General features: G+C 68.3%; 8 protein-coding genes. All 8 read right to left on the bottom strand.

Annotated features, from left to right (window positions below):
* Positions 1 to 86: 86 nt before the first annotated feature.
* Positions 87 to 3,578 carry a DNA-directed RNA polymerase subunit beta gene (gene rpoB / locus FCN18_RS22805; protein ID WP_112276832.1) on the bottom strand — a complete coding sequence of 1,164 codons (3,492 nt, stop codon included), beginning with the start codon at positions 3,576 to 3,578 and terminating at the stop codon, positions 87 to 89.
* Between the two features lie 549 nt (positions 3,579 to 4,127).
* Entirely contained in the window at positions 4,128 to 5,075 is a 948-nt protein-coding gene (locus FCN18_RS22800) for a hypothetical protein (RefSeq protein WP_137096064.1), read from the bottom strand.
* 32 nt (positions 5,076 to 5,107) lie between these two features.
* On the bottom strand, positions 5,108 to 5,719 hold the full coding sequence (locus FCN18_RS22795) for a hypothetical protein (RefSeq protein ID WP_112276828.1): 612 nt from the start codon (positions 5,717 to 5,719) through the stop codon (positions 5,108 to 5,110).
* A 36-nt stretch (positions 5,720 to 5,755) separates the two neighbouring features.
* Entirely contained in the window at positions 5,756 to 7,015 is a 1,260-nt protein-coding gene (locus FCN18_RS22790; protein ID WP_112276826.1) for an MCE family protein, read from the bottom strand.
* The gene (locus tag FCN18_RS22785; RefSeq protein WP_112276824.1) at positions 7,015 to 8,223 is read right to left on the bottom strand and encodes an MCE family protein; all 1,209 of its coding nucleotides are present in this window, start codon (positions 8,221 to 8,223) and stop codon (positions 7,015 to 7,017) included. The genes FCN18_RS22790 and FCN18_RS22785 overlap by 1 nt, the downstream gene beginning before the upstream one ends.
* Positions 8,223 to 9,407: an MCE family protein gene (locus FCN18_RS22780; RefSeq protein WP_137096063.1), complete on the bottom strand. Its 1,185-nt coding sequence runs from the start codon at positions 9,405 to 9,407 to the stop codon at positions 8,223 to 8,225. Before FCN18_RS22780 ends, FCN18_RS22785 begins: the two co-directional genes overlap by 1 nt.
* Positions 9,404 to 10,390 carry an MCE family protein gene (locus tag FCN18_RS22775; RefSeq protein ID WP_112276822.1) on the bottom strand — a complete coding sequence of 329 codons (987 nt, stop codon included), beginning with the start codon at positions 10,388 to 10,390 and terminating at the stop codon, positions 9,404 to 9,406. The genes FCN18_RS22780 and FCN18_RS22775 overlap by 4 nt, the downstream gene beginning before the upstream one ends.
* Positions 10,390 to 11,421, bottom strand: coding sequence for an MCE family protein (locus tag FCN18_RS22770; RefSeq protein ID WP_112276820.1), 1,032 nt, complete (start codon positions 11,419 to 11,421; stop codon positions 10,390 to 10,392). The genes FCN18_RS22775 and FCN18_RS22770 overlap by 1 nt, the downstream gene beginning before the upstream one ends.
* Between the last annotated feature and the right edge of the window lie 71 nt (positions 11,422 to 11,492).

Raw genomic sequence — 11,492 nt, 5'->3', positions numbered from 1 at the left:
GCATCCCCTTGGGGTTGATTCGACTGGAGGGGTCGGCTACCTGGTGGCGGGCGTGCGGGAGACTCGCCCGCCACCAGGTGGCTGGGTCATTGCACGACGTCGTCCACCGAGGGCGACTCGTTGCGGGACAGGTTGATGCCGAGGTTCGCAGCCGCACGCTCGAGGTCCTCGTCGTCGGAGTCGCGCATCTCGATGGCGGCCCCGTCGCTGGAGAGCACCTCGACGTTGAGGCAGAGCGACTGCAGCTCCTTCAAGAGGACCTTGAAGGACTCCGGGATACCCGGCGACGGCATGTTCTCGCCCTTGACGATGGCCTCGTAGACCTTCACGCGGCCGAGCACGTCGTCGGACTTGATGGTCAGCAGCTCCTGCAGCGTGTACGCCGCGCCGTAGGCCTGCATCGCCCAGCACTCCATCTCACCGAAGCGCTGGCCACCGAACTGCGCCTTACCACCCAGCGGCTGCTGCGTGATCATGGAGTACGGACCCGTCGAACGGGCGTGGATCTTGTCGTCCACCATGTGGTGCAGCTTCAGGATGTACATGTAGCCGACCGACACCGGGTACGGGAACGGCTCGCCGGAGCGGCCGTCCAGCAGGGTCGCCTTGCCCTCCGGGCCGACCATGCGGTCGCCGTCGCGGTTCGGCTTGGTGCAGGAGAGCAGCCCCATGAGCTCCTCCTCCTTGGCGCCGTCGAACACCGGGGTGGCGGTGTTCGTGCCGGGCTCGACGTCCCGCAGCTCGTCGGAGAGGTTCTTCGCCCACTCCGGAGCCCCATCGACCTTCCAACCCTGCGAGGCCAGCCAGCCGAGGTGCAGCTCGAGGATCTGCCCGATGTTCATCCGGCGCGGCACACCGTGGGTGTTCAGCACGACGTCGACCGGGGTGCCGTCCTCGAGGAACGGCATGTCCTCGACCGGGAGGATCTTGCCGATGACGCCCTTGTTGCCGTGCCGGCCCGCGAGCTTGTCGCCGTCCTGCACCTTGCTCTTCTTCGCCACGTAGACGCGGACGAGCTCGTTGACGCCCGGGGGCAGCTCGTCGTCGTCCTCGCGGGAGAACACGCGGATGCCGATGACCTTGCCGGTCTCGCCGTGCGGCACCTTCAGCGAGGTGTCGCGGACCTCGCGCGCCTTCTCGCCGAAGATCGCGCGGAGCAGGCGCTCCTCCGGGGTCAGCTCGGTCTCGCCCTTCGGCGTGACCTTGCCGACCAGGATGTCGCCGTCGCGGACCTCGGCACCGATGCGGATGATGCCGCGCTCGTCGAGGTCGGCGAGCACGTCCTCGGAGACGTTCGGGATGTCCCGCGTGATCTCCTCGGCACCCAGCTTGGTGTCGCGCGCGTCGATCTCGTGCTCCTCGATGTGAATCGAGGTGAGCACGTCGTCCTGGACGAGCCGCTGCGAGATGACGATGGCGTCCTCGTAGTTGTGGCCCTCCCACGGCATGACCGCCACGAGCAGGTTCTTGCCGAGCGCCATCTCACCCTTGTCGGTGGACGGTCCGTCGGCGATGACCTGGCCCTTCTCGACCCGGTCACCCTCGTCGACCACCGGGCGGTGGTTGAAGCACGTGCCCGCGTTGGTGCGACGGAACTTGTACAGTCCGTAGCTCTTCCGCGTGCCGTCGTCGTGCATGATCGTGACCATGTCGGCCGAGAGCTCCTCGACCACGCCGGCCTGCTCGGCCACGAGCACGTCACCGGCGTCGACGGCGGCGGTCAGCTCGACACCCGTGCCCACCAGCGGCGACTCGTTGCGCAGCAGCGGCACAGCCTGACGCTGCATGTTCGCGCCCATCAGCGCGCGGTTGGCGTCGTCGTGCTCGAGGAACGGGATCATGCCGGTGGCCACCGACACCATCTGCCGCGGCGAGACGTCCATGTAGTCGATCTCGAGCGGGTCGATCAGCTCGACCTCGCCGCCCTTGCGGCGACCCAGCACCGACTCCTCGACGAAGTGGCCGTCCTCGGTCAGCGGCGCGTTGGCCTGCGCCTTGACGAAGCGGTCCTCCTCGTCGGCGGTCAGGTAGTCGACCTGGTCGGTGACCCGGCCCTCGACGACCTTCCGGTACGGCGTCTCGATGAAGCCAAACGGGTTCACCCGCGCGTAGGAGCACAGCGAGCCGATCAGACCGATGTTCGGGCCTTCAGGCGTCTCGATCGGGCACATCCGGCCGTAGTGGCTGGGGTGCACGTCGCGGACGTCCATGCCGGCGCGCTCACGGGACAGACCACCGGGGCCCAGCGCCGAGAGGCGGCGCTTGTGGGTCAGGCCCGACAGCGGGTTGTTCTGGTCCATGAACTGCGACAGCTGGGAGGTTCCGAAGAACTCCTTGATCGCCGCGACGACCGGGCGGATGTTGATCAGGGTCTGCGGCGTGATCGCCTCGACGTCCTGGGTGGTCATCCGCTCGCGGACCACGCGCTCCATGCGGGAGAGACCGACCCGGATCTGGTTCTGGATCAGCTCGCCGACGGTGCGAAGGCGACGGTTGCCGAAGTGGTCGATGTCGTCGGTCTCGACGGGGACCTCGGTCTCACCGGGCTTCATCGTCTCCTCGCCCGCGTGCAGGCGGACGAGGTACTCGATGGTGGTGACGATGTCCTCTTCGGTGAGCGTGCCGCTGTCGTACGGCAGGTCGAGGCCGAGCTTCTTGTTGATCTTGTACCGGCCGACCTTGGCGAGGTCGTAGCGCTTGTCCTTGAAGAACAGGTTCTCCAGGAGCGTCTGCGCGCTCTCCTTCGTCGGCGGCTCGCCCGGACGCAGCTTGCGGTAGATGTCGAGCAGCGCCTCGTCGGTGCCGGCCGTGTGGTCCTTCTCCAGCGTCGCGAGCAGCGTCTCGGAGAAAGAGAACCGCTCCCGGATCGCCTCGGTGGTCCAGCCGAGGGCCTTCAGCAGGACGGTGACCGGCTGGCGGCGCTTGCGGTCGATGCGCACCCCGACCGTGTCGCGCTTGTCGACGTCGAACTCGAGCCACGCACCACGGCTCGGGATGATCTTGACGCTGAAGACGTCCTTGTCGGTCGTCTTGTCGATGGTCTGGTCGAAATACACACCCGGCGAACGGACGAGCTGCGAGACCACGACGCGCTCGGTGCCGTTGATGATGAAGGTGCCCTTGTCGGTCATCACGGGGAAGTCGCCCATGAAGACCGTCTGGCTCTTGATCTCGCCGGTGTTGTTGTTGACGAACTCGGCGGTGACGAACAACGGCGCCGCGTAGGTCATGTCCTTGTCCTTGCACTCCTCGACCGAGGCCTTGACCTCGTCGAAGCGCGGATCGGAGAAGGACAGGGACATCGAACCCGAGAAATCCTCGATCGGGGAGATCTCGTTGAGGACCTCCTCGAGACCACCGACCGGGTGCTCGTCACCCTCGTTGACGGCGCGTTCGAACCACGCCTCCGAGCCGGTGAACCATTCGAAAGACCGAATCTGCACGTCAAGCAGGTTGGGAGTACTCAGCGGTTCACGGATCTTCGCGAAAGAGACCCGCTTCGGTGCTCCTGGAATTCCCGTTGACTCTCGAGTCGAGTTGGTCGCAGCAGTGGCCTGGTTCGCGGGAGAGACTGCCAAGATGCGTCCTTCCGGGGACATAGCGGTTGAGCAGCCGCGTTAGCAACTAGCAACACGTACTGTCAAGGGTGCGGTGTTGCCGACCATCCTAGCTACCGCATATGGGCAGCCTGAAAGTGGGCAGCGCAAAGAAGCAGTCTAGCCCTGAAGACGCTACTTGTCGAGGGGGCACGCCCGACGGGGCCCAGCCTCATTCGCCGTCCTCCTGGCTCGCCTCCCGCAAGGCTCGCCGTTGCCTGTAAGCGTGAACCCCCGTGGACGCTGAGTCAAGCGCCCACGCGCTCTTGCCGTCGGTTGGCGCAGTGGCGCCGGGGCGCACAAGTGCTTGCCACCTCGGCACACGCCGAATCCGCTCAGCGCTCTGTTCAGTTCTCGGCGGGCGGCGGAGGACGAGCCGACCGGAGCGCGGCCTCGCGAGACGTGCACGTCGGCGGGCCCTGTGCCCCTCCGGCCGGCCGGTCATGGCCAGGAGCTTCCGTCAGGGGAGCTCCTCCGGCCCGAACGTGGGGCCTGCCGCCCTCGCGGTCCGCACCACGGCAGCGGCGCGATTCAGTTCTCCGCGGGCGGCTGGTTCTGCTGGCCCGACGGCGGCACCGGAGTGGGCTGGCCCGCGGCGTAGGTGTCCATGTCGGTCACCTTCCACTTGCCGTCGCGCTTCTCCGTCGTGAACCACAGTGCCGCGCCTCCCGAGGAGTTCTGGTTGTCCGACGCCCGCGTGGCGGTCTGGTCGATGTACACCATGACCTTGGCCCGGTCGTCGTCCAGCATCACCACGGCGCTGCGCGTCGCCTTCACGGTGACGACCATCTGCTGCTCGGGAGCCAGCCGCTTGAGCTCGCCCATGAACTGCTCGTACTGCTGCCGTACCTGGTCGTTGACCAGCAGCTCGTCCGCCGCCTGCTCGTTCTTCGGGATGTCGTTGTAGTCGATCGAGAACAGCCGCTCGGCCGCCGAGCTCATCTCCTGCTTGACCTGCGCCGTGCCGGCCACGTCGAGCAGAGCCGTGTTCTCCGTCCGCGCCGAGGCGTCACTGCCCTTGAGCTGAAAAAAGACCGCCAGCCCCGCGAAGAGCAGGCCGACCACGAGCAGCACGCCGACCAGCGCGAACGAGTTCCGGAAACCACGCTTCGGCAGGGGCTCGCCGTCGGGTTCGGCGACCTCGACCTCGACCTCGTCCTCGGAGGCGGGCTTGGCCGTGCCCGAGTCCCGGACTTTGCGGCGCGGGGCGGGTCGTTTCGGGGCCTCGGTCTCGCTCTCCGCCGGTTCCGGCGGCGTCAGCGCCTCGGGTTCCGGTCCCGGCGGCTCGACGGCCTCAGCGGCCTCCTGAGCCTCAGCAGGCTCAAGAGCCTCGGGCTCCTCCGGCTCGGTGCTCTCGGGAGTCTCCGGACGCGGGCGGGGCGAGGGCGCCGCCGGCTTGCGCAGACCGGCGACGCGCGGGCGCCGGGCGGGCGGCGGCGTCGCCCCGGTCGCTCGGGGAAGGCGGCGGGAAGCTGACACGACTGACTCCGATCCGATGCTGCTCGTTGCGCTTACTGCGTCGTCGCCGCGACCGGCACGTCGCCGATCTGCGAGACCTTCCAGACCTGCTCGCCGTTGTCGTCGACGCGCTTGAGCTGGACCTCCAGGCGCAGCGTCTTGGTGCCCTGCTCCTGCCCGCGCGTGACCTTGGTGCTCACGGTGGCGAGCGCGCTCGCCACGCCCTCACGCTCGTTGAGCTCCTCGACGGCGACGTCCTGCACCGTCGACACCACCTTGGTCTTGGCGTCCGAGATCGCCTTTCGATAGGTCTGCTCGGCGCTGCTGATCTGGGTCTTCAGGTCCTCGGTGACCAGCGACTTCTGGCGGTTGAAGTACTCGTCGAGGTTCTCGTGGTCGACCTCGGTGAACGCGGTGACGGCCTGTCCGGCCACACGCACGACGTCCTCGCGCGCCGCCGCGACGTCGGCGTTGTCGTCGGCGGCCGCGACCCACCACATCGCCCCGAACACCGCGGCCACGACGACGGCCGCGATCGCGAACGCCGCGCTGCCGAACAGGAGCCACCTCGGCGGCCCCGAACTCGCCCGCGGCTCCGGTCCGCCCGGCTCCCGCTCGGGAGCCTCGGCGTCGACCCGCGTCTCTTCCGGCTCCTCCGAACTCATAACGCTCCAGGGTAGGTCGGGGGTGTGTGGTCTGGATCAGCCCGGCAGGCCGATCAGCTGCCCAAGGCTCGTGATGCTCAAGCCGGGGCTGCCCGCGACGCCGGGGACGCCGCGCAGGGACGCGAGCTCCTCCTCGTCACGGGTGGAGTTGGCCTGCACCTGCTCCTGGCTCGGCGCGACCGGCACGCCGTTGAACGGCGCGTTCTGCGATCCGCGCACGCTGATCGGGCTGCCCGCAGGCTCGGCGCAGTACGCGTCCTCCTTCGGCGCGCGCTCGCTCATGTCGTTGCCGGGCCGGTACTCCTCGGGCGGCAGGTAGCCCTTCGTGCACGACGGCGGGTTGAACAGGTTCAACGCGAGCCCGAGGTGGGCGGTGCCGTCGCCCGGCGCCACGCTGAACGCGCCCGCGGACACCATCGGGTAGGTCACCATCGCCTGCTCGAGCCCGTCGAGCCTGGTCACGAAGATGTTCGACGTGGTCAGCAGGTTCGCCACCAGCGAGCTGAGCCCGGGGCCCGTTTCCGCGAGCACCTCGCTGACCTGAGTGGACACCTGCGGCGTGATGTCGATCAGCCTGCGGATGTCGCCGTCGGAGTTCTTCAGCGTCTCCGACAGCGAGGCCAGGTCGCTGCTGAAGGAACGCATCGACCCGGACAGGTCGTTCTGCGTGTCGAGCACGATGTTGCCCTGCTCCAGCAGTTGAACGGTCTGCGGGAGGTACTGCTGCGCGACCCTCGTGAAGTCGCGCGTGGTGTCCATCAGCACCTGAAGGTCGTCGCCGGTGCCCCGGAAGGCGTCGTAGGACTCGTCCACCACCGTGCGCAGCGCGTCGGTGGGAACGGACGTGGCGAGGCTGTCCAGGTCGCCGATCACCTTCTCGGTCGGGATCGGCGTCTTGGTGCGTTCGGCCGGGATCACGGCGCCGTCCTCGAGGTACGGACCGTGCTCGGTCACCGGCTGCAGGTCCACGTACTGCTCGCCGACCGCCGAGCGGTTGGCGACCAGCGCATGCAGGTCGCGCGGCACCTGCGGGGCGTCCGGCTCGATCTCGAGGTTCGCCTGCAGGCCGGTCTCGGTGAGGCTGAGCTGGCCGACCTTGCCGATGTTGTAGCCGCGGTAGGTCACCTCGGCACCGGTGAAGATGCCGCCCGACTCGTCGAGCTGGAGCCGGACCGTGTAGCCGCCCTCGCCGAAGACCTTCTCGACGTCGGTGAAGCGCACCAGCGCGTACACGATCGCGAGCACCGAGATGATCGCGAATGCGACGAGCTGGATCTTCGTCCTGCGCACGAGCATCAGCCGGCACCCCCTGACAACACGTCGAAGATCCCCTGGACGCCCGTGTTCCGCGGCTGCTGCGGCTGTCCCGTCGGCGCCTGCTGGGTGGCCTGCGGCTGCGAGCCCGGCAGGGGCAGCGGCGGCGGCGCGTTGTCCGGCGTGCCCTGCTGCCCGCTGGTCAGCTGGCCGAGGATCGGGACGTCCTGCAGCGGGTTCTGCCTGCTGCGGCCCATGTTGGCCAGCACCTCGCCGAGGTTGAGGTCGATCTTCGCGTAGAGGTTGAAGTAGTCACCCTTCGCGCCCTCGACGGCCGCGTCGCTGAACGGGTAGGTCAGCAGGATCTCGAGCGCCTTCGGCAGGTCGGAGCCCGCCTCGCCGAGCTTCTGCAGCGTCGGCAGGAGCGCCCGGAGGTTGGCCACCAGGTCCTCCTGGCTGGCGTTGACGGTGTCCACCGCGACGCCGGAGAGGCCCTCCAGCGCCTGGAGCATCGTCACGAGCTGTCCGCGCTGCTGTTCGAGCACCTGCAGGCCGGGGCCGAGGTCCTCGATCGCGCCCGCGATCTGGTCCTTCTGCGCGTTGAGCGTGCCGGAGAGCCGGTTGAGCCCGTCGAGTGCGCGGGTGATGTCGCCCGACTGCGCGTCGAGGGTGCTCACCAGCCGCTCCGCGTTGTGCAGCAGGGCGCGGACGTCGGGCTCGTTGCCCTCAAGGGTGTTGTTGAGCTCCTTGGTGATGACGTTGAGCTGCTCGACCCCGCCGCCGTTGAGCAGCATCGACAGCGCGCCGAGCACCTCCTCGACCTCGACGTTGCGGTTGGTGCGCGACACCGGGATGAGGTCCCCGTCCGCGAGCTTCGCCTGGGCGGGCGCCTCGGGCGGGGTGGTCAGCTCGACGTACTTCTCGCCGAGCAGGCTCGACTGGCGCAGGTTCGCGATGGCGTTGGCGGGCAGCTGGACGTCTCCGTTGACCACCACGGTCACCTCGGCGGTCCAGCCGTCCTCGGCGAGGCCGATGCTCTCCACCTGGCCCACCGGGACCTCGTTGACGCGAACACCCGACTGCGGCACCAGGTCCAGCACGTCGCGGAACTGCACCTTGACGCGGTACGGGTCGTCGCCGAGGTCCGCGCCGCCCGGGAGCGGCACGTCGTAGATGCCCGTGAAACCGCAGCCGGACACGGCGAGCAGCGCCGAGGCGGACACGGCGACCAGGGTCTTCCGGAATCGCATCACTGCCCACCTCCCGAGCTCAGCAGCTGGTCGGTCAGCGGCACCGGCAGCGGCGGCAGCTTGCCCTGGTTCAGCGCGTTCACCGACTGGGCCAGCGACGGCAGCTGGAGTGTGCCGTCGAGCAGCGGCGCCACCTGCCCGCACAGGTCGCCGAGCGCGTCGAGCGCATCCGGCGTCTGCTTGAGGAAGCCGCAGATCATCGCGATGGGCGGCTGGGTCAGCTCGTTGAGGTTGGCGCGGGCGTCGAGCGTGCCCGACGACGCGTTGTAGGTGTTGGCGAGGTTGCCCAGCGCCAGCGGGGCGATGTCGAGCGTCTCCGCGAGCGCGGCGCGCTGGTCGACGAGCACCCTGGTGACGCTGGCGAGCTTGTCCACGTTGGACTTCACTCGGCCGCGGTTGTCCTCGATGAAGTCCCGCACGGAGTACAGGGTGGTGCTCAGTTGCTGGACCGTGGCGGCCAGGTTGTCCTTTTCGCCCTCCAGGAAGGAGCTGACGTCGGCGAGCTGGGTCTCGAACTGGCGCACCTGGTCGTCGCTGTTCGCGAGCGTCGTCGACAGCTTGGCGAGGTTCTCGACGGTCTTGAACAGGTCACCCGAGTTGCCCGACAACGTGCCAGCGGCCTGGCTGAGCCGGTTGATCGTGTCGTTCAGCGCCTTGCCGTTGCCCTCCATGTTGTCGGAGAGCGTGTTCAGCAGGTCCGACAGCGACCCGTCACGGTTGGCGCCGCCCGGGCCGAGCGACTCCGAAACGCGGCTGAGACTCTCGTTGAGCTCGTCGACCTCCAGCGGCACGGCCGTGCGGTTCATCGGAATGGTGGCGCCCTCCTCCAGCGTGGGCCCGCCGGTGTAGGCGGGGCCGAACTGGACGTAACGGTCGGACACCAGCGACGGCGCGACGATCACGGCCTGCGCGTCGGCGGGGATCGCGACCTCGCGGTCGTAGGTCATCTCGACCTTGACCCGCTCCCCCTGCGGCTCGACCTTGGTGACCTCGCCCATCTCGACGCCGAGCACGCGCACGCTGTTGCCGACGTAGAGGCCGACCGCGCTGGGAAAGTACGCCGTCACGTGCTTCTGGCCGGCGTCCTTCAGGGTCCACCACAGGCCGCCCGCGACCACGAGCCCGAGCACGCACGCGATCGTGATGGCCCGCACGAGGCTCTGACCGAAGCGGGTGTCACTCATCGCGCGTTGCACCCCTCTTCGTTGAGCGGGCCGACCGAGGGCAGCAGCAGGCCGCAGATGTAGTTGTCGAACCAGCGGCCGTTGCCGATCGTGTTGTTGAAGACCCGGATGAACGGCGCGAACCGGCGGATGCCCTCCGACAGCGACTCCTGGTTGCGCTGCAGCATGCTCGTGAGCTGGTCGAGCTGGGTCAGCACGGGATCGAGTTGCCCCTGGTTGTCGTCCACCAGGCCCTGGAGTTCGGTGGCCAGCGCCTGGCTGCCCTGCAGCAGGGCCGAGATGGCCTGTTCGCGCCTGGTCAGCTCGGCCAGCAGCAGGTTGCCGTCCTCGATGAGCTTCGTCAGCTCGGCGTCGCGGTCGGCGAGGGTCTGGCTGACCTGCCGCGTGTTGGCCAGCAGCGTCGAGAGCTGCTGGTCGCGCGAGGCGATCGTGTTGGACAGCTGTGAGAGCCCGTCGAGCGCGCCACGCACGTCGTCAGGGGTGTCGGCGAAGGTCTCCGAGAGCACGTCGAAGCTCTGCGCGAGCTGCTCGGTGTCGATCTCGTCGACGGTCTGGGACAGCCCACGGAAGGCCTCCAGCACGTCGTAGGGCGCGACCGTCCGCTCCCTCGGGATGGTGTCGCCGGGGTCAAGCGCCCGCTCGCCGACCGGGTCGAGGGCCACGTACTTCTGCCCGAGCAACGTCTTAATCTTGATGGCCGCGCTGGTGCGGTCGCCCAGCCACGCGTCCTTGACCTTGAACGACACGCGCACCCGGTCGCCCGCGAGCTCGACGTCGGTCACCTTGCCGACCTTGACCCCCGCGATGCGGACCTCGTCGTCGGACTGCAGGCCGGCCGCCTCGCTGAACTCGGCGGTGTAGGTGGTGCCGCCGCCGATGATCGGCAGGTCGTCGGAGTTCAGCGCCGCGACCGTGCCCAGCACCATGAGCACGATGCCGACGACGGCGATCGGGATCGGGTTGCGTTTCTGGAAGCTCGTCATCAGCCCATGCACCGTTCCCTGCCGACCGGGGCGATCGGCACCTCGACCGGCTTGCTCATCAGGCCGGGGATCTGCACGCTGCCCTCGGTGGAGCACAGGTAGAAGTTGAACCACGAGCCGTAGTCGGCGGTCGCGGTCATCCTGGTGACCTTCTCGGGCAGGAACCGGATGAAGTGCTCCACGAGCGGCTCACTGTCGTTCAGGTTCTTCGCCAGTACGCCCAGTGCCTCGATGTCCTGCTTCAGCGGCTCCCTCGCCTCGTCGAGCAGGCCCGCCGTGGTGGTGGTGAGTTCGCCGAGCGACTCGATCGCGTCGCCGATCGGCTCGCGGTCGCTGGAGAGGCCGGACACGAACTGCTGGAGCCGCACGATGAGGTCGGACAGCTGGGGCGTGCGTTCGTTGACGGTGGCCAGCACGCTGTTGAGGTTGTCGATCACCTGGCCGATGACCTGGTCCTTCTCGGCGATGGTCGTGGTAAGCGACGCCGTGTGCGCCAGCAGGCTCTCCACGGTGCCGCCCTCGCCCTGCAGAACCTGGATGATCTCGAAGGACAGCTTGTTCACGTCCTCGGGAGCCAGCGCGCGGAAGAGCGGCTTGAAACCGTTGAACAGCTCGTTGAGGTCGAGGGCGGGCCTCGTGCGCTCGACCGGGATGTTCCCGCCGGGTTCGAGCTGTCCCGCGGGCTGGCCAGTGCCCTGGTCGAGCGAGACGTAACGCTGGCCGACGAGGTTGCGGAACTTGATCGTGGCGGTGACCCCGGCAGGCAACCTGCGGCCCGAGTCCACCTCGAACTCCACCTCGGCCTGCCTGCGATCGACGATCCGCACATCGCTCACCTGGCCGACGCGTACACCCGCGATCCGCACGTCGTCGCCGGGCAGCAACATCGCGGCGTCGGTGAACCGGGCCGTGTAGGCGTTGGTCTTGGTCAGGTTCACGTTGGCGATGCTGATGCCGAGGATCGCGGTGAACACGACGGTGACCACGATGAAGATCGTCAGCTTGGTGAGCGGAGCTGCCAAACCCCTCATGCCCGGCCCCCCGTCTGAACGCGCGACTGCGAACGTGCCTTCGGCGAGAGCGCGTTCGTGGCACTCAGCTC

The sequence above is a fragment of the Prauserella endophytica genome (genome assembly GCF_005146945.1).
GTDB classification, from domain to species: domain Bacteria; phylum Actinomycetota; class Actinomycetes; order Mycobacteriales; family Pseudonocardiaceae; genus Prauserella_A; species Prauserella_A endophytica.
The sequence above is the reverse complement of the archived record's forward strand: the minus strand, read 5'-3'. Positions and strand labels throughout refer to the sequence as shown.

Bases quoted from the DNA above. Each gene is read 5' to 3' on its own strand.
- FCN18_RS22795 (WP_112276828.1), bottom strand. From the start codon at position 5,719: ATGAGTTCGGAGGAGCCGGAAGAGACGCGGGTCGACGCCGAGGCTCCC.
- FCN18_RS22790 (WP_112276826.1), bottom strand. From the start codon at position 7,015: ATGCTCGTGCGCAGGACGAAGATCCAGCTCGTCGCATTCGCGATCATC.
- FCN18_RS22770 (WP_112276820.1), bottom strand. From the start codon at position 11,421: ATGAGGGGTTTGGCAGCTCCGCTCACCAAGCTGACGATCTTCATCGTG.
- FCN18_RS22775 (WP_112276822.1), bottom strand. From the start codon at position 10,390: ATGACGAGCTTCCAGAAACGCAACCCGATCCCGATCGCCGTCGTCGGC.
- FCN18_RS22785 (WP_112276824.1), bottom strand. From the start codon at position 8,223: ATGCGATTCCGGAAGACCCTGGTCGCCGTGTCCGCCTCGGCGCTGCTC.
- FCN18_RS22780 (WP_137096063.1), bottom strand. From the start codon at position 9,407: ATGAGTGACACCCGCTTCGGTCAGAGCCTCGTGCGGGCCATCACGATC.